Annotated in this window: 19 protein-coding genes; 8 read left to right on the top strand and 11 right to left on the bottom strand. The window is 56.8% G+C overall.

Annotation, left to right across the window (positions count from 1 at the left end; genetic code table 11):
• The first annotated feature begins 24 nt into the window (after nt 1–24).
• The 4 genes from pqiA (at nt 25) to rmf (ending at nt 3,969) form a co-directional block, all read left to right on the top strand.
• On the top strand, nt 25–1,338 hold the full coding sequence (gene pqiA / locus ACSBQS_RS04385) for a membrane integrity-associated transporter subunit PqiA (protein WP_369825817.1): 1,314 nt from the start codon (nt 25–27) through the stop codon (nt 1,336–1,338).
• Nucleotides 1,325–2,971, top strand: coding sequence for an intermembrane transport protein PqiB (pqiB, locus tag ACSBQS_RS04390; RefSeq protein ID WP_033642587.1), 1,647 nt, complete (start codon nt 1,325–1,327; stop codon nt 2,969–2,971). Before pqiA ends, pqiB begins: the two co-directional genes overlap by 14 nt.
• Complete coding sequence (pqiC, locus tag ACSBQS_RS04395; RefSeq protein ID WP_117188721.1) at nt 2,968–3,528, top strand: membrane integrity-associated transporter subunit PqiC; 561 nt, start codon at nt 2,968–2,970, stop codon at nt 3,526–3,528. Before pqiB ends, pqiC begins: the two co-directional genes overlap by 4 nt.
• A 270-nt stretch (nt 3,529–3,798) precedes the next feature.
• Entirely contained in the window at nt 3,799–3,969 is a 171-nt protein-coding gene (rmf, locus tag ACSBQS_RS04400) for a ribosome modulation factor (RefSeq protein WP_004928150.1), read from the top strand.
• A gap of 64 nt (nt 3,970–4,033) precedes the next feature.
• Here the strand turns inward: rmf and fabF are convergent, their stop codons facing one another.
• From fabF to ACSBQS_RS04420, 4 genes are all read right to left on the bottom strand, one after another.
• Nucleotides 4,034–5,311, bottom strand: coding sequence for a beta-ketoacyl-ACP synthase II (gene fabF / locus ACSBQS_RS04405; protein ID WP_197666398.1), 1,278 nt, complete (start codon nt 5,309–5,311; stop codon nt 4,034–4,036).
• On the bottom strand, nt 5,308–5,835 hold the full coding sequence (locus ACSBQS_RS04410) for a winged helix-turn-helix transcriptional regulator (RefSeq protein ID WP_033642590.1): 528 nt from the start codon (nt 5,833–5,835) through the stop codon (nt 5,308–5,310). The genes fabF and ACSBQS_RS04410 overlap by 4 nt, the downstream gene beginning before the upstream one ends.
• A 466-nt stretch (nt 5,836–6,301) precedes the next feature.
• Complete coding sequence (gene fabA / locus ACSBQS_RS04415; RefSeq protein ID WP_004928144.1) at nt 6,302–6,820, bottom strand: bifunctional 3-hydroxydecanoyl-ACP dehydratase/trans-2-decenoyl-ACP isomerase; 519 nt, start codon at nt 6,818–6,820, stop codon at nt 6,302–6,304.
• A gap of 68 nt (nt 6,821–6,888) precedes the next feature.
• Complete coding sequence (locus tag ACSBQS_RS04420; protein WP_071997787.1) at nt 6,889–8,637, bottom strand: AAA family ATPase; 1,749 nt, start codon at nt 8,635–8,637, stop codon at nt 6,889–6,891.
• 210 nt (nt 8,638–8,847) lie between these two features.
• Between ACSBQS_RS04420 and matP the strand changes: the two genes are divergently transcribed.
• On the top strand, nt 8,848–9,306 hold the full coding sequence (gene matP / locus ACSBQS_RS04425; RefSeq protein WP_033642591.1) for a macrodomain Ter protein MatP: 459 nt from the start codon (nt 8,848–8,850) through the stop codon (nt 9,304–9,306).
• Nucleotides 9,307–9,407: 101 nt separating this feature from the next.
• Here matP and ompA read toward each other — a convergent pair whose 3' ends face one another.
• The gene (gene ompA / locus ACSBQS_RS04430; protein ID WP_197666396.1) at nt 9,408–10,487 is read right to left on the bottom strand and encodes a porin OmpA; all 1,080 of its coding nucleotides are present in this window, start codon (nt 10,485–10,487) and stop codon (nt 9,408–9,410) included.
• Nucleotides 10,488–10,844: 357 nt separating this feature from the next.
• Nucleotides 10,845–11,351, bottom strand: a complete 507-nt coding sequence (gene sulA / locus ACSBQS_RS04435; RefSeq protein WP_033642592.1) for an SOS-induced cell division inhibitor SulA — start codon at nt 11,349–11,351, stop codon at nt 10,845–10,847.
• A 229-nt stretch (nt 11,352–11,580) separates the two neighbouring features.
• Here sulA and ACSBQS_RS04440 point away from each other — a divergent pair, with 229 nt between their 5' ends.
• Nucleotides 11,581–12,237, top strand: a complete 657-nt coding sequence (locus tag ACSBQS_RS04440; RefSeq protein ID WP_033650692.1) for a TfoX/Sxy family DNA transformation protein — start codon at nt 11,581–11,583, stop codon at nt 12,235–12,237.
• Between the two features lie 4 nt (nt 12,238–12,241).
• On the opposite strand, the gene yccS is transcribed toward ACSBQS_RS04440, so the two are convergent.
• Both yccS and ACSBQS_RS04450 read right to left on the bottom strand, forming a co-directional pair.
• On the bottom strand, nt 12,242–14,377 hold the full coding sequence (yccS, locus tag ACSBQS_RS04445; protein WP_042784133.1) for a YccS family putative transporter: 2,136 nt from the start codon (nt 14,375–14,377) through the stop codon (nt 12,242–12,244).
• Nucleotides 14,378–14,403: 26 nt separating this feature from the next.
• Nucleotides 14,404–14,856 (bottom strand): YccF domain-containing protein, encoded by a 453-nt coding sequence (locus tag ACSBQS_RS04450; protein ID WP_025302313.1) that lies wholly within the window; start codon nt 14,854–14,856, stop codon nt 14,404–14,406.
• Nucleotides 14,857–15,022: 166 nt separating this feature from the next.
• Between ACSBQS_RS04450 and helD the strand changes: the two genes are divergently transcribed.
• The gene (gene helD / locus ACSBQS_RS04455; protein WP_033642595.1) at nt 15,023–17,077 is read left to right on the top strand and encodes a DNA helicase IV; all 2,055 of its coding nucleotides are present in this window, start codon (nt 15,023–15,025) and stop codon (nt 17,075–17,077) included.
• A gap of 33 nt (nt 17,078–17,110) precedes the next feature.
• Here helD and ACSBQS_RS04460 read toward each other — a convergent pair whose 3' ends face one another.
• Together ACSBQS_RS04460 and ACSBQS_RS04465 are read right to left on the bottom strand one after the other, a co-directional pair.
• A complete protein-coding gene (locus ACSBQS_RS04460) occupies nt 17,111–17,569 on the bottom strand; it encodes a methylglyoxal synthase (protein WP_033642596.1) in 459 nt (152 codons plus the stop codon).
• Nucleotides 17,570–17,690: 121 nt separating this feature from the next.
• The gene (locus ACSBQS_RS04465) at nt 17,691–18,356 is read right to left on the bottom strand and encodes a DUF2057 family protein (protein WP_033650694.1); all 666 of its coding nucleotides are present in this window, start codon (nt 18,354–18,356) and stop codon (nt 17,691–17,693) included.
• 256 nt (nt 18,357–18,612) lie between these two features.
• Between ACSBQS_RS04465 and ACSBQS_RS04470 the strand changes: the two genes are divergently transcribed.
• Nucleotides 18,613–19,026, top strand: coding sequence for a CoA-binding protein (locus tag ACSBQS_RS04470; protein ID WP_033642598.1), 414 nt, complete (start codon nt 18,613–18,615; stop codon nt 19,024–19,026).
• A gap of 58 nt (nt 19,027–19,084) precedes the next feature.
• Here ACSBQS_RS04470 and hspQ read toward each other — a convergent pair whose 3' ends face one another.
• Complete coding sequence (gene hspQ, locus ACSBQS_RS04475) at nt 19,085–19,402, bottom strand: heat shock protein HspQ (RefSeq protein WP_004928104.1); 318 nt, start codon at nt 19,400–19,402, stop codon at nt 19,085–19,087.
• Between the last annotated feature and the right edge of the window lie 54 nt (nt 19,403–19,456).

The raw sequence follows: 19,456 nt of genomic DNA on the forward strand, positions 1-19,456 counted from the left end.
GCAACGTTATTTAGGAGGAATATGGTGTGTTCCCACAACAATCATCAGCAGCATAGTCATTCCGCACCCTCGGCGGCGCAGCAGGATAACCTGATGCTGTGCCCGCAGTGCGACATGCTGGTGGCGCTACCGCCGCTGGCCTATGGCAGCAAAGCGGTATGCCCGCGCTGCAAAACCACGCTCAGCGCCCGCTGGGACGAGCCGCGCAAGCGGCCGATCGGTTACGCGCTCAGCGCCTTGTTCATGCTGGTGCTGGCCAACATTTTCCCGTTTATCAACATGCGCGTCGCCGGCCTCGGCAACGAAATCCGGCTGATCCAAATCCCGGAAGTCATGGTGGCGGAAGACTACGCCAGCATGGCCACCTTGTTTATGGTGTTCGTGCAGCTGATCCCGGCGTTTTGCATGGTGGCGATCATCCTGCTGTGCGCCAGGGTGCGCTTGCCGCTGGGTCTCAAAGAGTGGATGGCCCGGGTGCTGTTCCAGTTCAAGACCTGGTGCATGGTGGAAATTTTCCTCGCCGGGGTGCTGGTCAGCTTCGTCAAGCTGATGGCCTACGGCGACATCGGCATCGGCAGCAGCTTCGTGCCTTACTGCCTGTTCTGTCTGCTGCAGGTGCGCGCTTTCCAGTGCGTGGATCGGCGCTGGCTGTGGCAGGATATCGAACCGGCGCCGCGGCTTAATCGCCCGCTGACGGTGGGGCGCACCGGCATGCGCCAGGGCGTGCGCTCCTGCGCGTGCTGCACGGCGATCCTGCCGGCCGATCAGGTGCGCTGCCCGCGCTGCCACACCAAGGGCTACGTGCGTCGCCGCCACAGCCTGCAGTGGACGCTGGCGCTGCTGGTGACCTCTGTCATGCTGTATATTCCGGCCAACCTGATGCCCATCATGGTGACCGAGGCGCTGGGTAACAAGATGAATTCCACCATCATGGCGGGGGTGATCCTGCTGTGGGGGGACGGCTCTTATCCGGTAGCGATGGTGATTTTCATTGCCAGTATCATGGTGCCGTCGCTGAAAATGTTGGCGATCGGTTGGCTGTGCTGGGATGCGAACGGCAGGAAGAAACCGCGCGCCGACAGCGAGCGTATGCATCTGATTTATGAAGTGGTCGAATTCGTTGGTCGTTGGTCAATGATCGACGTGTTTGTGATCGCCGTGTTGTCGGCGTTGGTGCGAATGGGGCAGTTGATGAGCATTTATCCCGCGACGGGCGCCGTGCTATTCGCGCTGGTGGTGATCCTCACCATGTTCGCCGCCATGACATTTGATCCCCGGCTGACCTGGGATCGCGCAAGTGAAACAATAAACAAGGAGCCGCAAGGTGACGGAAAATAATCATAGCGTCGCGGACGTCGAGAAGATCAAACGCTGGTCGCCGGTGTGGATCATTCCCATCGTGACCGCGCTGATCGGCGCCTGGATCCTGTTTTACCACTTCAGCCATCAGGGGCCGGTGGTGACGCTGGTGACCACGACGGCGGAAGGGCTGGAAGCGGGTAAAACCAAAATCAAAAGCCGCAGCGTTGACGTCGGCGTGGTGGAAACCGTCACGCTGAGCGATGACCTGAGCAAGGTGATGGTGCAGGCGCGTCTCAATTCCGGCATGGAGAAATTGCTGCGCCAGGATTCAGCCTTCTGGGTAGTGAAGCCGCAGATCGGCCGTGAAGGCGTCTCCGGGCTGGGTACGCTACTCTCCGGCGCCTATATCGAACTGCAGCCGGGCAACAAAGGCAAAGACGGCAAAGACAACTATCAGCTGCTCGATGCGCCGCCGCTGGCTTCCCCGGACGCCAAAGGGTTGCGCATCGTGCTGGACAGCGAGAAATCAGGCCAGCTCAACGCCGGCGATCCGGTGCTGTTCCGCGGCTATCGCGTCGGGTCGGTGGAAACCAGCTACTTCGATCCTAAAGAGCGCGCCATGCGCTATCAGCTGTTCATCACCGCTCCTTACGATCAGTTGGTCACCACCAACGTGCGCTTCTGGAAAGACAGCGGCGTGGCGTTTGACATGTCGGCACAGGGCATGCGGGTGGAGATGGGCTCGTTGACCACGCTGTTCAGCGGCGGCGTCAGCTTCGATGTGCCGGACGGCTGGGATCGCGGTGAACAGGCGAAAGAGAAAGCGGAGTACCGGCTGTTCGACAACCAGCGCAGCACGCAGGATTCGCTGTATACCGTGCATAAAGACTACCTGCTGTTCTTCTCCGACTCGGTACGCGGCCTGCAGCCGGGCGCGCCGGTCGAGTTCCGCGGCATCCGTCTGGGGACGGTGGCGCAGGTGCCGTTCTATAAAGACGGCATGGCGCAGCGTCTGGATAACGATTACCGCATTCCGGTGCTGATCCGCATCGAGCCGGATCGCTTCCAGAAACAGCTGGGCGGCAACTTCGATATTGAAGGGCACTTGAAAGATGCGGAATCCCGCGGCATGCGCGCCTCGATGAAGTCCGCCAACCTGCTGACCGGTTCGCTGTACATCGATCTCGACTTCTATCCGCAGGAAAAACCGTGGAAAGGGCCGCGCGAGCTGTTCGGTTATCCGCTGATGCCGACCACCAGCGGCGGTCTGGCGCAGATCCAGCAGAAGCTGATGCAGACGTTGGATAAGATTAATTCGATGCCGATCAATCCGATGATCAGCGAAGCGACCAAGACGCTGGCGGAAAGCCAGAAAACCATGAAGTCGACGCAGCAGACCATGAAGTCGTTGAACGACATCATCGCCAGCAAAGAGATGCAGGCGCTGCCGCAGGACATGCAGAAAACGCTGCTGGAGCTGAACCGCAGCATGAAAGGGTTCCAGCCTGGTTCACCGGCTTACAACAAGATGGTGGGCGACATGCAGCGCCTCGATCAGGTCTTGCGTGAGCTGCAACCGGTGTTGCGCACCCTGAATGAGAAGAGCAACGCGCTGGTGTTTGAAGCCGCCGGCAGCAATGACCCTCAGCCGAAGAAGGCCACGAAATGATGAAATGGATCCCGGTAGCCCTGGCGCTGTTGCTCAGCGCCTGCAGCAGTTCGCCTCAGAAGACTTACTATCAGTTGCCGGCGCTGGGCGCGCCGGCCGTGGCCGGCAGCAGCGGCGCCTCCACGCGCCAGCTGTGGCTGGAGCACGTGAGCGTGGCGGATTATCTGGCGCAGAGCGGCGTGGTGTATCAGACCAACGACGTGCAGTATGTGATAGCCCAGAACAACCTGTGGGCCAGCCCGCTCGATCAGCAGCTGCAGCAAACGCTGGTCACCAACCTGAGCAGCGCGCTGCCGGGGTGGGTGGTCTCTTCGCAGCCGATGAGCAGCGATCAGGATGTGCTGAACGTGACCATCAGCGGCTTCCACGGCCGCTTTGACGGGAAAGCGATCATTCGCGGCGAGTGGGTGCTGAACCGCCAGGGGCGTTTGATCAAAAGGCCTTTCAACCTGGAGCTGAAACAGGGTGAAGACGGCTATGATGCCCTGGTGCGCACGCTGGCGCAGGGGTGGCAGCAGGAAGCCCAGGCTATCGCAGCACAGATGGGCGGCATTTAGTCATAATTTGGTCTAAAATCGTCTAATCCCTGTCGGCGTGAAAAGTCGTTTTTTCTCGCTGGCAGGGATTTCTATTTTATTTCAATTGGTTAACCCCTTCCCCTGCAGATCAGCCACTTAGCATTTTCCTCGGGCGTAGCTCACAAATATGACATTGGCGTGAATTTTGCGCATTGATCTTCTCTTCTTTTAGCGCTATTGATTACTCGTGGCTGCGCAAAAAGCAGCCATTGTTTTCTTTCCACCAGACCAAAATGAGGGAAACGAGGCATGAAGAGACAGAAACGCGATCGTCTGGAAAGGGCGCATTCGAGAGGGTATCAGGCAGGTATTTTAGGGCGTTCCAGGGAACATTGTCCCTACCAATCATCAGTGGACGCCCGGTCTCAATGGCTGGGAGGTTGGCGAGAAGCCATGGAAGACAGGGCTGTGACCGCTTAAGCGGCTCCCTGTCAAATAAAAGGAATAACCTCCGCCCCTTGGCGGAGGTTTTTGTTTCAGGCGCTTATTCATCCCGCCAGCGTTTCAACAAAATACTCGCATTCACGCCGCCAAAGCCGAAGCCGTTTGATAAGGCGTAGGTCATGTTCATCGATTCCGCCTGTTTCGCGACCAGATGCAAACCTGCCGCCGCCGGATCGGGGTTATCCAGATTTAGCGTGGCAGGGGCTATCTGATCGCGCAGAGCCAAGGCGGTAAAGATGGTTTCCAGCCCGCCGGCGGCGCCCAGCAGGTGCCCCGTCGCTGATTTTGTTGAGGTCACGGCGACAGTCCCGGCCGTGCCAAACAGGTGTTTGATGGCGTTGATTTCGCCCAAATCCCCTACGGGTGTCGACGTTGCGTGCGCATTTAAATGCTGAATCTCCTCGGGAACGACGTTCGCCTGCTTCAACGCGATTTTCATCGCCCGATAGGCGCCGTTGCCGTCTTCAGCGCCGGATGTCATATGGTAGGCGTCGGCGCTGGTGCCATAGCCGACGATTTCCGCGAGCGGGGTGGCGCCGCGCGCCAGCGCGTGTTCCAGCGTTTCAATGACCAGCATGCCGGCGCCTTCCCCCATGACAAATCCGTCCCGGGCGCTGTCGAAGGGCCGAGAGGCCTGGTGCGCCAATTCGGCCGGAGCGGTGGACATGGCGCGCGCGGCGGCGAACCCGCCCAGGCTGACGGTATCTATCGCGGCTTCGGTACCGCCGCACACGGCGATATCGGCTTCATCATTGCGGATCATACGCACTGCGTCGCCAATGGCTTGCACGCCGGCGGCACAGGCGGTGACCGGCGCGCCAATCGGCCCCTTGAAGTGGTGTTTGATTGAAACGTGGCCGGCCGCCAGATTGACCAGGAATGAGGGGATGGTGAACGGCGACAGCCGCTTGGCGCCGCGGCTGTCGGTTGTGCGCACCGCCTGGGCAATCGCCGGGAAACCGCCAATACCCGAGGCAATGACGGTGGCTGTGCGCTCTTGTTTTTCGTCCGTATCGGCTATCCAGCCGGCCTGACGAATGGCTTCGTCCGCCGCCGCCATAGCAAACAGGATAAAGCGGTCCATTTTCTTTTGGTCCTTGGGGGCGACGGAGGCGTCGGGGTTGAAGCCCGCTTCAGCATCTTGCGCCAGCGCCGGGACCTGTCCTCCGACCTTGACCGGTAAATCTGCAACGATCTCGTCAGGCAACGCTCGAATGCCGGATTCTCCTTTTAACAAACGTTGCCAGATGGCTTCAACACCGCACCCTAGCGGTGAAACGGCGCCCATGCCGGTAATGACGATACGACGATTGCTCATGATGGCTCCTTGGTAAATTCGGGTAAGTCGGCGAGGCGCCGCTGCCGCATCAGTTCGGCGCGTTGATGTATGCCGTCGCTTGCCGCCGGCCCTGGCGCCAGCGTAATGAACTGCGGCGGCACCGGCTGTTGGGTATCACGATTGACCAACTGGACTTGGATCGGCCGATCGTTGCGTCCGTCGACCAACAGGGCGCTGACGTCCCCGTCGGTCAGATGATTGTTGCCCCATTGTGAGAGCGCCGCCAACACCGGGAGAAAATCGTTGCCGCGCTCAGTAAGCAGGTAGTGATAGCGCACCGGCCGCGTTTGATAACGTTCTTTATACAGAATGCCGTGGGCCACCAAATCCTTCAGGCGACGCGCCAGTAGCGTGGGTGACATCCCCAGACTTTGTTGGAATTCGTCGAACCGGGACAGCCCCTGAAAAGCATCGCGAAGGATCAGGATGCTCCACCATTCCCCCACGCGATCCAATGCACGCGCTACGGGGCAAGGCGCGTCGCTAAAGCGGGTTTTTTGCATACCTTCCTCACTAAGTACAATAATTGTAGTTACTATACTAGTCATGTTAGAGGATCTTGAGGGGCAAGAGAATAACCGGATGCAAAAAAACCGCTATCGCACTGATGCGGGTATTGAGGGAGGCCGCCTTTCAGGCTGCCTGTTGCTTTGGCCGCTTCGGGTAAGCATAGGGCAAAGAGCGGTGGGGGAAGACATTTCGGTGTCGGGCGATGAAATAAGGAGCACCCAGCGCCAATGCCAGCGTGATGCGATATTTCATATCGCCCGATAGCGCATTTTCGCTATCGGCCCTAATCCTCTTTGATGAGAACTGAATAATAAGATGATGCTAATGGCGGCTAAAAAGAGGGGCGGGAGTCTTTGAAAAGCCGGGAAAGGATAAAAGAAAGAAATGCCATCACGTCGAACATGACGGCATGCGAAGAACGTTAGAGAGAAGGCAGTGGCCGCCTTCTCGTCAGCGTGATTAGAACGCGGTGGTATCTTTGAACAGGCCCACTTTCAGATCGGTGGCGGTATAGATCACTTCACCGTCAACCAGCACTTCGCCATCGGCGACGCCCATGATCAGCTTGCGGGTGATGACGCGTTTGAAGTTAATACGATAGGTTACCTTCTTCGCGGTCGGCAGCACCTGGCCGGTGAACTTGACTTCACCGACGCCCAGCGCGCGGCCTTTGCCTTCGCCACCGAGCCAACCGAGGTAGAAACCGACCAACTGCCACATCGCATCCAGACCCAGGCAGCCCGGCATAACCGGATCGCCGATAAAGTGGCAACCGAAGAACCATAGGTCCGGATTAATATCCAGCTCCGCTTCCACATAACCTTTGTTGTGAGTCCCGCCGTCTTCGGTCATTTTGACCACGCGGTCCATCATCAACATGTTACCCGCCGGCAACGGTGGGCCACCGGCGCCGAACAGCTCGCCGCGGCCGGATGCTTCGAGGTCTTCTTTCGTATAGGAATCGCGTTTATCTACCATGTTCTCAGTAAGCCTTATTTTAATGAAGGACGCAGGTTAGCTAACACGTGTACGCTGAACAAGTCCGATCAGCCGTGGTTGAACCAGTTGAGCCAGCGTAGCGGCCATGGACGGCGGCGTTCCTGCAGGCTCACCTGCGCAATCCGTTCCTGAATGGCCGCCAACAAATTCGGCTGTTGTTCGTCAGAGTAGAGGCAACCGGTGAGCAAAGGCAAGGCTTCCGCCGCGCTCTCTACCGCCCACAGGTGGAATTGCCCCTCGCGCACTGCGTCAACGACATCCTGACGCAGGCACAGGTGGCGCACGTTGGTCACGGGCAGTATGACGCCCTGTTTGCCCGTCAGGCCGCGGCGTAAACAAACCTCGAAGAAACCTTCGACCTTTTCGTTAACGCCCCCTATCGGCTGTACGTTGCCGAATTGGTCAACGGAGCCGGTGACGGCGATCTGTTGTGTGATCGGCTGCTGTGACAGGGCGCTGATCAGGGCGCACAGTTCAGCCAGCGAGGCGCTGTCGCCGTCCACTTCACCGTAAGATTGTTCAAAAACGATCGAGGCGGAGAAGGGCAGCTGCTGATCCAGGTCCAGTTCGGCGATCACGAACGCTTGCATGATCATCATGCCTTTAGCGTGCAGGTTGCCGCCCAGCTCGGCCTTGCGTTCGACGTCGGTAAATTCGCCGTCGCCGAGATGCACAACGCAACTGATGCGCGACGGTTCGCCGAAGCTGCGAGGGTGGCCGGGATAATCCAGGACTGACAGGCCGTTGATTTGCCCAACCACTTCACCCTCGGTCTCGATCAGGATCTGACCCAGTTCGATCTCATCCTGCATACGCTCGGCGAGATAGCTTTCACGCCATTCGCGGGCATTCAATGCCGCTTCAAACGCTTTGGCCGTAATGCGGTCTTCTTCGGCGTACAGTGCAGCTTCGGACAACTGCTGCCCAAGCCAAACCGGAGAGAGTGGCAGGATGCCCTGATCGCCACTATAACGCACCGCCTGAACGATCAGCGGCAGCCAGGCATCGGCCGCCAACATCGGTAACTGCCGCTCGGCGATCACACCGTTGACGTAGCCGCACCACTGCGCCATATCATCAACTTCAGTCAGTTGCAGATCGTCTTCATATTCGCCATAGACCGCTTGTTCACTCAGTTCTGGCTCGATATCGTGGAAATCGGCCAGGCCGTGGCGGTCGCCGACTACAATCAGCCGCAGATCCAGCGGCATCGGCGGAATAGCGACCGGCAGCGGGCGGGTTTCGTCAGGCGAAACCCAATGGAACTGACGCTGGCCGATCATTTGCTTCAACCGCAGCCAGAGCAACGGCTGGGCCAGCAGCGCCCGGGCTGACAGGATCAGAATACCGCCGTTGGCCTGGTGCACCAGGCCGGGCTGCAGAGTGATGTCGCCATTGTGGATCCGCACGCAACCAAACAGCTGCTCCGGTTCAATCCACTCTTGGAACACGCAAGCACCGCCGGCAGCGAAAGGTTCATCGCCATGGCTGGCAGGCTCTACGCTGACCTTGCCATCCTGAATGACATAGTGGCTGCCGCGGCATGCCGTGTTTTGCGGCAGCAGTGGTTTGACGGCGTTAGCGATCAGTTCCAGGTATTCTCGCGTTTCTTGCGCTTTCAACAGCATGAATCGCGGTGGCGATTGGGGGTGACAAAATAGCGTCAGGGCATTTTCCAGCCGAGGCTGAATGGCGGAAAAGGGCACGGGTGCCAACTGAGCGGCGGTATCAAATATCGCCTGATAAGGCGTTACGTCCGGCAATAAAGATTGCCATTCAAGTCGGTTATTGGTCAAAGTGTTAGATGCAATCGTTAAAAAGGGAAAGGGCGATTATACAAGAATAACGGCAGCTTGATACATGTGGAGTGCCAGTTGGCATCAGGGAGTTTGACATCGCGCGATGACTGTGCAAAAAACAGTCTAAAAGACGGCTTAATTGCCGGGGAAATTCGGCGTAAAGCTGTTATGCTTATTTGAAGTTACGCGGTCACTGAAGAGCTCAAGATGAAATATCAGCAACTGGAAAATCTGGAGAGCGGTTGGAAATGGAAGTACCTGGTGAAGAAGCACCGGGAAGGGGAACTCATTACCCGCTACATTGAAAACAGCGCTGCTCAGGAAGCGGTTAACGAGCTGCTGAAGCTGGAAAATGAGCCGGTAAAGGTACTTGCATGGATTGCCGCTCATATGAATCCGGATCTGGATAACCGGATGAAACAAACGATCCGCGCCCGCCGCAAACGTCATTTTAACGCAGAACACCAGCATACGCGTAAAAAATCTATCGATCTGGAGTTTTTGGTTTGGCAACGCTTGGCTGCCCTGGCGCGTCGTCGCGGTGTGACGCTGTCGGAAACCGTCGTGCAGCTTATCGAAGATGCTGAGCGCAAAGAGAAGTATGCGAATCAGATGTCGTCGTTGAAAGAAGACCTGAAGGCGATTCTCGGCAAAGAACCTAAATAAACGGGGCAGAGCGCCTTCGTTACACCAGGCCTTGAATGCTCTGACAAAAACAGGACGAAAAAAAACCCCGCATTGCGGGGTTTTTTATTAGGCGAGTAAACTTAGCCCTGAGGCTGAGTTACAACGTCTTTGATACCTTTAACTTCGATCTCTACGCGACGATCTGGTGCCAGGCAAGCGATCTGAGCTTTGGTAGCGCGGCCAGATTTGTAGCCACAGGTGTTGCCAGTAACTGGCTCTGCTTCACCCATACCACGTGCAGAGATTTTGTCTGACGGGATGCCTTTGGAGACCAGGTAGTCAACAACGCTCTGTGCGCGTTTTTCAGACAGTTTCTGGTTGTACTGGTCAGAACCAACGGCGTCGGTGTAACCCAGAACCACTACGGAACCGTCTTTAGGATCCATGGAGCTCAGTTGGGTGTACAGCTGATCCAGAGCCTGCTGGCCTTCTGCTTTCAGAGTAGACTTGTTGAAGTTGAACAGCACGTCAGACTTCAGAGTGAAACGCTTGGTTTCAACAACTGGAGCCGGAGCTGGAGCTGGAGCAACTGGAGCAACTACGTCATCCTGACCGAAGCGGTAAGAAACGCCCAGGCTCAGCATGGTGTTGTCTGGACGCGCGCCAACGGTACCTGCATCACCGATGTTGCTTACGAACTGGTAGTCCAGGCGGGTAGCCCAGTTTTTGGTCAGTGCGTATTCAACACCAACAGCAGCCAGCGGAGAAACGCCGGTGTCGTGGTCGCTCAGGCGAGTGCCGTTGCCGTAGTTAGCTTTGGAGTCTGCGCGCCATACCATACCACCCAGACGAGTGTAGATGTCCAGATCGTCAGCAATTGGGTAGCTCAGTTTAGCGGCCAGTTGAACGCCCTGTGCTTTGAAAGCACCGTTGTTCACGCTGCCTTTGTAAGGCATACGGCCAAGCCAGTCATAGCCCAGTTCGAAGCCCAGGTATTGGTTTGCCTGGTAGCCCAGGAACGCGCCTGCACCCAGCTGATCTTTGTGGGTTGGGCCGTTGCCGATACCGTTCTGGTAACCGTTACCGTAGAAACCAGTGTCATGGTACTGGGACCAACCCAGTTTAGCACCGGTGTACCAGGTGTTATCTTTTGGAGCGGCTTGCGCTACGGTAGCGAAACCTGCCAGTGCCACTGCTAATGCGATAGCTGTCTTTTTCATTTTGCGCCTCGTTATCATCCAAATAGGCAATGAGCTTTAAAGCTGTTTTAAGCCCTTGGTTAAATTCCTTCGCCAAGGTTTAAGCCCTCGTTTGTTACTCGCCAGTTTTTCTGACGTTATAGAGCAACCTTGGCGATGTAAAGTCTACAACGTGGCGCGAAAGTTACAAGTGTGATGTGATAAGGCTCTAAAAAAAAACGCAGAATCGTACATATTTGCTAACATTCTCAGCTCAAAAAAACGGCGATCAACAGGGCATTTTCCCTTGCCAAACCGCGGCTGGACTAGCTTTTTGCCTTATCCCGCAAAGGTTCCCTTTACGGGGTGCGAAAATGATGGGAAAAATCCTAAATTTACTTAATGATACAAAGAAGAGTGAATTTTTAGGGTAGAACACTGTCCGTGAGTCGGGCTAATGTCACGTTGTGGACGCATGATAAACCCGTATGCGTTACCCAATTCTGCCGCACGTCTTAATTTTAGACGATCCTCCTCCGTTAGCTCGGGCAACCAGCCGAGAACCACGCTGTAATTCCCCGTTTGCAGCGCTTTTTCCATTGCCTCAACCGTATTCACCGGGCTGATCTGGCTCAATTGCACCACTTTATCCACCGGCAGGCCGGATTGCTGCAGCCACTGTTTGCTTAATTTTTGCTGCGGCGTGAGCCACAGAAGCCAGCGAGACTGCTTGCCCAGTTGTTGCAGCAGGGGCAACAGCAGTTGAGCCACTGCGGGCTGGCGTTCGTTGTAAACAAGTTCACTGATCAAGCCATTCTCTTTGCCGACATCCGTGTTCTTCGCAACATTGCGCGTTGTATAAGAGCCATGGCCGAAATGAGGTTGGTAGAGTGATTGAGTACGCATAAAGTTCCCGCCCGTCGTGTTACTGTATGTTTATACAGTATCCCTGATTTAGGATAAGATCAACCCAAATTTTCGTAGCGGCTCGCATAATTGCGATCATTTTTTGTACCGATGGTTTTTGTGATTGGCAGGCGGGCGGATAGTGCGTATTTTTCTAATTAGTTGTTCACGTTACTTTTTTCATTGATGAGAGAAATAATACGGCCAGAACCTAAAAAGGAGGAACGCTATGAAAAGGATGTCGACGAGAAGAATCGCGCAGGCTAAAAATTGCTTTGCGGCATTGGGGGCCATCACGACTCGGTCGCAGTTCGGCGGTTACGGTCTGCTGGCTGAGGGCGTCATGTTTGCGGTGATAGCGGAGGGGGAGCTGTATTTGCGGGCTACGGCAAGCATGGAACCCGCCTTTCGCGCCCGCGGAATGGTCAATATGGTCTATTCCAAACGCGGTGTGCCCATTACCTTGCGCTATTACTGGGTTGACGAGTCGCTGTGGCGGGAACGCAACGAGCTGGTGGGGCTGGCCTGGCAGGCTGTCAGGGAGGCGCGCCGGGAGCAGCGGCTTAAGGCTGGCGATCACGGCCGACTGAAGGCATTGCCGAATATTGACGTCAATATGGAACGTCTGCTGTGGCGAGCGGGCATTCGCAACGCTTATGACCTGCGGCTGCATGGCGCCAAACGCAGCTATCTCCGTTTATTGAAACAGCAGACTAATTTGGGGCTACGAGTGCTGCTGTCGCTGGGCGGGGCGATAGCCGGTTATCATCAGGCGGCGTTGCCGGCCGAATTACGCAGCGAGCTAGTGCGTTGGTTCGATCATACGATGGCGATGCGCCGCCATGGGCATGAGCCGGTTATTCAGGGCCCATCGAACGGGCCCTGAATAGTTAGGCTGCCTTATTGATTTGGGCATGCAGCGCGGTGAGCTCCGGCAGCAGTTCGAGCACCAAACCCACCTGCTGCAAGACCAATTGCTCTTTGCTTTCAGGTTCCGGAACGGCTTTGCTGATGCGCTCCGCCAGCTGTTCCAACGCCTGCGCAATGCGCTGGCTGTTCCGTTCTTCCTGATGCAGGGCGCCGTCCACGTAACACACGGCGTCATTGAGCAGATCGAGCGTGGCCGGGGTGTTCAGCCGCTCGCGGTGCGCCCCCAATGCGGAGATATAGCTCAGGAGCGTGTGGTTCAAACAGAGCAAGCGGAAGGCGGCTTCCTGCAGCGCTTTGTCGGCCTTGGGATCGGCTGACATGTTGGAGATAACCGAAGCCAGTTCCGCATCGCTGTTATGGGCATCTCGTCGTGCAATGCGGTAAGCGAGGCCGTTATCCTTACCTTGATGATATTGCACCAAAATGGCGTCCAGATAGCGGCAGTTGGCATTCAGCGTTTTATCCACCACCGCCGGCAGTTGGCGGAACTTCCAGTCTGGCCAGATGAAGCTGACGGCCGCCCAGGCGATGGCGCATCCCAGCAAGGTATCGTAAACGCGCGGGGCGGCCACTTCGAATCCTTCACCCAACAGGTTGAAGCACAGCAACACCAGCAGCGTGATGAACATCGTCGCGTGGGCATATTGCACGGTGCGGAAAGCGAAGAACAGGACGCCGGTGATGACGATCAACACCAGTTGTCCTTCTACGGAAGGCACGAAATAGAGGATTGGCAGGCCGATCAGGATACCTGCCAAAGTGCCGATGATGCGCAGTGCCAGGCGCCGGCGGGTGGCGTTGTAGTTCGGTTGGCAGACGAACAGGCTGGTCAGCAGGATCCAGTAACCGTGCTGCATACCGGTGAACTGGATAAAGGCGTAACCGACGCACAGCACCGCCGACATGCGGATCGCATGGCGGAACAGGGCCGACTGCGGCGTTAAATGGCGGCTGATGCGCAGCCGGATGTCGCTCCAACCGGTCAAGCGATCGTCGGCCAGGCTGTTCTCTTCCGCTTGTCCGCTCGCCAGCGTTTGCTCGGACTCGATATTGGCCAACTGCGCATCTATCGCATGCAGGTTTTTCAGCAGATGCGCCAGCGCCTTGGTCTGTTCGCTATTGCCCTGGGTTTCGGCGATGCGCGCCAACGCTTCCTGAATGCGGCTGAAAGCCGGCTCAAAACGCGGATTGTGCTGGTACTTTTGCCGCAGCAGGATAGATTGCGCCAGCTGGCGGCAGGCGCGCGCCTGCATACTCAGCAAACGCTGGAAGCGGAACAAAATGTCGCTGTGACGGAATTGCCGGCTGAGCGCAGGGTATTGAACGTGAGAAGAACTGGCGCGTTCGTGGATATCCTGCGCGACAAAATAGTAGTGCAAGGTGCGACGGGTGCCGCGCTGGCCGCGATCGCCTTTCAGGCGTGTCAATAACGAGGCTTTGGTCTGGTTGAGTAACGCGACCAACGCGCTGTTGGCCATTGCGACGTCCATCCATGGCAGATCGGCGTCGCGTTCGGCGTCGGGATCGAACAGGTTGGCTTTGGCGTCCAGATAATTGGCCAGTTGATCGTAACAGCGCGCCAGGTTTTCTTGCAGCGGTCGGATCGGGAACAGCAGGTGGCCCGCCAGCGTCAGCAGGTTGTACCACAATGCACCGATCACCAGCAGCAGCGGTTGCTGATACCAGGCATCGTACATGGAAGTGCCGAGCATGGTGTAAACCGCGATCAGCAGCGCACCGAAGGCGATGGTGGCGTAACGTTGCCCCAAGGCGCCCAGCAGGATAAAACCGCAGGTCGAGGTGGTTAAGCCAAGCGCGAACAACCAAGGGTAGGGAAACAGCAGCTCAATCGAGGCGGAAGCAATAAAGAAGCATACCAACGTGATCAGCAGATTGCGTAATCTGCCGGCCAGGCGGTCGTCCAAATCAGTCAGGGCGGCTGCCACCACGCCCAGCGTTAACGGGATAGTCAGCTTGGGAATGCCGAGCCACCAGGGAACGGCGGTGGTGCCGATCAGCGCAATGAGGATGCGCAAGTGATACAGCAGGTTGCTGTTGTAAGTATAACGACGAACTGCGGGTGCAAAAGAGAGCACGAAAAACTCCTCAAACGGAGAAAAAATTAACGCTGTTGATAGTGGCGGCGAGCATTCTCAATACGGGCTTGCTGAGCCATTTCTACCGAGACGACGCGGCGTCCCACCGGCCACAGCGCGATGGCGGCTATTTTGAAATTGGCGATGCCGACCGGAATGCCGATGATTGAAACGCATTGCACGATACCGGCGGCGATGTGTGACAGACACAGCCACCAGCCGAACAGCACCAGCCAGATAATGTTGAGCAGTGAGCCGCCGGCGGAGAGCAGCGCATTGCTTTTTTCCGGATACAGTTCATCGACGTGTATCGCTTCGTTGCCGAACGGCACCAGCGACAGCTTGGTGATTTCCCAACAGGAGCGGGTAAGCGGCAGTGTGATGACAAGCAGCACGCTGAACACTGTAGCAATAAGCCAGCCTAGCGTGGTGAAGAAACCGCCCAACACAAAATTAAGAATATTCAGTACAGTACGCATAGACGTCATTCTGCTCTAATGATAGCCAAACCGCGATGCGGGCGTATTCACGATAAAAACGCAAAATCTATTCTACCCTTTTTTTAGCGCTAGAGTGCCACTGCTTATCGCAGGTAAACTGGCAGATATCCGTTATTTAATCTCAACATAGTCATGGCGCGACGATATGGAACTTAAAGCGACATCGCTGGGGAAACACCTGGCTCAGCACCCTTATAACCGCGTGCGGTTGCTGCACGCCGGCGTTGAGGTGAGCGGGGAAAAACATGAATACCTGATCCCCTTCAATCAACTGATTCAGGTCAGGTGCAAGCGTGGCATCGTCTGGGGCGAGCTGGAATTTGAATTACCGGACGAAAAAGTGGTGCGGTTGCACGGCACCGAATGGCAGGAAACGCAGCGTTTTTATCACTTTCTGCAGCAGGCGTGGCAGCAGTGGAGCGCCGAGATGAGCGACGTCAGCGCCGGCGTGTTGCAACAGCAGGTGGCGCAGATTAAGCGCATTGAACAACAAGATAAATGGTTCAAAAAGTCTGAGCTGGGCAAGCTGCAGCAGCAAATTCGCGAGGCTTTCTCCGCGCTACCGATGCCGGTGGCGCGCCTGGAGGAATTCGATAACTGCCGGGCTGATTACCATCTGTGTTTGCAATGGTTGCAGCAGGGGGAGCGCAGTATCGAGCAACGCAACCGGCAGTGGACCGAGCGCATGCTGGATCAACACCATGATTTCTTCCAGACCGTCGAGAGTTCGCCGCTCAACGACGCCCAGAGCCGGGCGGTGGTCAATGGCGAGGATTCCGTGCTGGTGTTGGCCGGCGCCGGCAGCGGCAAAACGTCGGTGCTGGTGGCGCGCGCCGGCTGGCTGCTGCGTCGTCAGGAGGCTGAGCCGGGTCAAATCTTGCTGTTGGCGTTCGGCCGTCAGGCCGCCGGCGAGATGAACGACCGCATCAAAGAACGTTTGGGTGATGTCGGTATTCAGGCCAAGACCTTCCATGCCTTGGCGCTGCAAATCATTCAACAAGGCAGCCGCAAAGCGCCGGCCATCAGCCGGTTGGAAACCGATGCCAAAGCGCGCAAAGAGCTGCTGATTACCCATTGGCGCCAACAGTGCGCGGAGAAGAAAGCGCAGGCCAAGGGGTGGCGTCAATGGTTGACCGAAGAGCTGGAATGGGAAGTGCCGGAAGGCGACTTCTGGCAGGATAAGCGCCTGGCGGATCGCCTGGCAAGCCGGTTGGAACGCTGGTTGGGGCTGATGCGCATGCATGGCGGCAGCCAGGCGGAAATGATCGAGCAGGCGGATGAAGAAATCCGCGATCTGTTTTCAAAACGCATCAGGCTGATGGCGCCGCTGCTGAAAGCCTGGAAAAGCGCCTTGAAAGAGGAAGGGGCGGTGGACTTCTCCGGCCTTATCCATCAGGCGGTCAACATTCTCGACAAGGGGCGCTTCGTCAGCCCGTGGAAACATATTCTGGTCGACGAGTTTCAGGATATCTCACCGCAGCGTGCGCTCTTGCTGGCGGCATTGCGCCGACAGAACAAGCAGACCTGCCTGTTTGCTGTAGGGGATGACTGGCAGGCGATTTATCGCTTCAGCGGCGCAGAACTGACGTTAACCACGGCCTTCGCCACGAACTTCGGCGAAGGCGCGCAGTGCGCGCTGGATACCACCTATCGTTTCAATGAACGCATCGGCGAGGTGGCCAACCGGTTCGTGCAGCAAAACCCGCACCAGCTGAAAAAACCGCTCAATAGCCTGAGCAAGGGCAATAAAAAGTCGGTGACGATCCTGCCGCACGAGCAGTTGGAGCCGTTACTGGACAAGCTGAGCGGCTACGCCAAGCCGGATGAGCGCATCCTGGTGCTGGCGCGTTACCACCATCTGAAACCGGAAGCGCTGGCGAAAGCGGCCACCCGCTGGCCAAAGCTGGATCTGGAGTTTATGACCATCCACGCCAGCAAGGGGCAGCAGGCGGAATACGTCATCATCGCCGGTTTGCATGAGGGGCGTGACGGCTTCCCCGCCGTGGCGCGCGAGTCGGTGTTGGAAGAGGTGTTACTGCCGCAGCCGGAGGACTTTCCGGATGCCGAAGAGCGCCGTCTGCTGTATGTCGCGTTGACTCGCGCCAAACATCAGGTATGGCTGTTGCAGGATCGTGAACGTCCTTCGGTGTTCGTCGACCACCTGCGTGAACTTGGCGTTCCGGTGCAGAAAAAACCGTAAGCAGCAGGCCTGGCGGTAGCCAGGCCGAAAGGACTATTTCAGGCGGTCTTGCAGGTAACGCTGATAGTCGGGGATGGCGATCGCCACCTCGCTTTTGAACAGCGGGGAGTCAATCAGAAAATCAGCGGTCGAACGGTTGGTCGCCACCGGAATATTCCAGACGGTCGCCAGCCGCAGCAGCGCCTTCACGTCCGGATCGTGCGGAACCGCGTTCAGCGGATCCCAGAAGAAGATCAGCATGTCTATTTTGCCTTCCGCAATCAGTGCGCCGACTTGCTGATCGCCACCCATTGGGCCGCTCAGCATGCTGGTGACGGGAATGCCGCTGGCGCGCTGGATCAGGTTGCCGGTGGTGCCGGTGGCGTACAACTGGTGCTGCGCCAGAATGGTCTTGTGGCTTTCAACCCATTCCAGCAGGGCCTGTTTGCGGTGATCGTGCGCCACCAGCGCAATGTGTTTGCGCTCGGCGATAGTGCGGGTGGTCAATTCCATCTCAGTGTCCTTCGCTAATCGGTGATGTGCGACAGATTACTGAAACTGTTTTTCACTGCCTAGCGTTTGCAGTTGAAAATGCGAAGAAAAGGCGCCTTCGCGGCTAAGGCGCCGGGAGGGATCAGCGAACCGGTTGTTTGTTGGCCCAGTGCAGGAAGCGCTTCTGGGTTTCCTTGTCCGCCTGTTGGAACCAGTATTGCAGCATCTGTTCCGACACGTTTTCACCTTTCAGCGTCACCGTCGGGGCATTCACTGGTGCGCCGGCCGGCAGGGAGGCTGTTGTGTTGCCTGCGTTCGGCTGGACGAAAAGCGGTACGGAAGCCGGGCGGTTTTGGCGGTTGTAATCCGTCATCACCTTTTCCAAATCGGTATTGAAGGTGACGCTGTCGGGATGCAGCACATCATGCTGGAACGGCAGGGCATTACCCTCTTTATCCACTACCCGATAGTTCAGCGTTTTATCGAAGCGTTGCGCGTCACGATCGTTCTCGATGCGCGGCAGTTCGATCGCCACCTGACTGATCTTTTGCGTATTGAAGGTGGCAACCAGCGGCAGGGACGCATAGGCCTGCGTATGCTGGCCGGAACGTACGGTTTTGGTCACTTTAAACAGCAGCTGGTGCTGTCCGCCATCCAGTTCAAGGCTGTCGGCGCCTTTTAACAACGAACCTGTCATTTTCTTGCCGTCGACCACCAGCAGATCGATGTCCGGGGAGAGTTTCAGGGTCGTAGCCGCGGCAGGCATGCTGATGCTGAGCAACGCCGCAACCACCAGACCAAATTTCATCATTATCTCCTTATAAAGTGACGTAGCTCTAAGTGTTGAACATGGCATAGGTTGTGTCAAAATTTTTCAATTGGGTATTTTATTTACATTTTTACATATTTATTTGTAATTAGACACGTCTGTGCGTGGCTGAACCGCGACAGCCTCAGACCATAAGATTACGCTGAAGTTTCCTGCGCGTAGCGTTTAGCCGCGCGAATGCCGATCGGTTACACTTGAAACGGAAGAGTGACGCAGTGATAAACGGGAGTTGAAGATGCAAGATCAAGAGATTGTTGAGTTATTGCAGCAGGTGAAAACCATCGCGCTGGTGGGCGCCAGCGATAACCCGTCGCGGCCCAGCTATGGGGTGATGGCTTATCTGTTGTCGCAGGGATATCAGGTGATCCCGGTGAGCCCAAAACTGGCGGGGCAGACGCTGTTGGGGCAGCCGGTTTATGCCACGCTGGCCGCCATCCCGCAGCCGGTCGATATGGTCGACGTTTTTCGCAATTCGGAGGCAGCCTACGGCGTGGCGCAAGAGGCGATAGCGATCGGCGCCAAGGCGCTGTGGTTGCAGATCGGCGTGATTAATGACCAGGCGGCAGTGCTGGCGCAACAGGCCGGGCTGCAGGTGGTGATGGATCGCTGCCCGAAAATCGAAATCCCGCGTTTGGGGCTGGAACGCTAAATAAAAAGAGCCCGGCGCGATGCCGGGCCCTTTCAGGGTTTCTCAGGTCTTGGCGCGGTCAATTGCGCAAGCGTGGCGCCTGTAACTGGTGACGGATGGATTCCGCCAGTTCATCCAGCGATGGTTGCTCGGGATGCGCTTCCTGGGGCTCGCCATCCAGCTGCGCTTCCGCCAGATAGGTATGCACCGGTTGGCCTTCCTCGTCTTCCATCACCACGTGGTACCAAGGAGCGGAACGCAGTTCATCGTTCGCCGCTATCTCGTCAGCTTTGGGTTGTTCCAAAGAGTATTCAGGGTCGATATCGATAACGACGCCCAAATACCCCAGCAGTTTATGTCTAACCTGTTGTCCGATACCGAATTTGCTGGCAATCATGATGACCTCCTGAGAAACAATGCCTTGCTCATATATGGGGGCAAGGCAGCGCAT

The sequence above is a fragment of the Serratia sp. H402Y genome (assembly GCF_051172415.1).
Lineage (GTDB): Bacteria > Pseudomonadota > Gammaproteobacteria > Enterobacterales > Enterobacteriaceae > Serratia > Serratia ureilytica.

Bases quoted from the DNA above. Each gene is read 5' to 3' on its own strand.
- ACSBQS_RS04450 (WP_025302313.1), bottom strand. From the start codon at position 14,856: ATGCGTACTGTACTGAATATTCTTAATTTTGTGTTGGGCGGTTTCTTC.
- hspQ (WP_004928104.1), bottom strand. From the start codon at position 19,402: ATGATTGCCAGCAAATTCGGTATCGGACAACAGGTTAGACATAAACTG.
- ACSBQS_RS04465 (WP_033650694.1), bottom strand. From the start codon at position 18,356: ATGAAATTTGGTCTGGTGGTTGCGGCGTTGCTCAGCATCAGCATGCCT.
- sulA (WP_033642592.1), bottom strand. From the start codon at position 11,351: ATGCGTACTCAATCACTCTACCAACCTCATTTCGGCCATGGCTCTTAT.
- fabF (WP_197666398.1), bottom strand. From the start codon at position 5,311: ATGAGCAATCGTCGTATCGTCATTACCGGCATGGGCGCCGTTTCACCG.
- fabA (WP_004928144.1), bottom strand. From the start codon at position 6,820: ATGGTAGATAAACGCGATTCCTATACGAAAGAAGACCTCGAAGCATCC.
- ACSBQS_RS04460 (WP_033642596.1), bottom strand. From the start codon at position 17,569: ATGGAATTGACCACCCGCACTATCGCCGAGCGCAAACACATTGCGCTG.
- ompA (WP_197666396.1), bottom strand. From the start codon at position 10,487: ATGAAAAAGACAGCTATCGCATTAGCAGTGGCACTGGCAGGTTTCGCT.
- helD (WP_033642595.1), top strand. From the start codon at position 15,023: ATGGAACTTAAAGCGACATCGCTGGGGAAACACCTGGCTCAGCACCCT.
- ACSBQS_RS04470 (WP_033642598.1), top strand. From the start codon at position 18,613: ATGCAAGATCAAGAGATTGTTGAGTTATTGCAGCAGGTGAAAACCATC.
- rmf (WP_004928150.1), top strand. From the start codon at position 3,799: ATGAAGAGACAGAAACGCGATCGTCTGGAAAGGGCGCATTCGAGAGGG.
- ACSBQS_RS04440 (WP_033650692.1), top strand. From the start codon at position 11,581: ATGAAAAGGATGTCGACGAGAAGAATCGCGCAGGCTAAAAATTGCTTT.
- pqiC (WP_117188721.1), top strand. From the start codon at position 2,968: ATGATGAAATGGATCCCGGTAGCCCTGGCGCTGTTGCTCAGCGCCTGC.
- matP (WP_033642591.1), top strand. From the start codon at position 8,848: ATGAAATATCAGCAACTGGAAAATCTGGAGAGCGGTTGGAAATGGAAG.
- ACSBQS_RS04410 (WP_033642590.1), bottom strand. From the start codon at position 5,835: ATGCAAAAAACCCGCTTTAGCGACGCGCCTTGCCCCGTAGCGCGTGCA.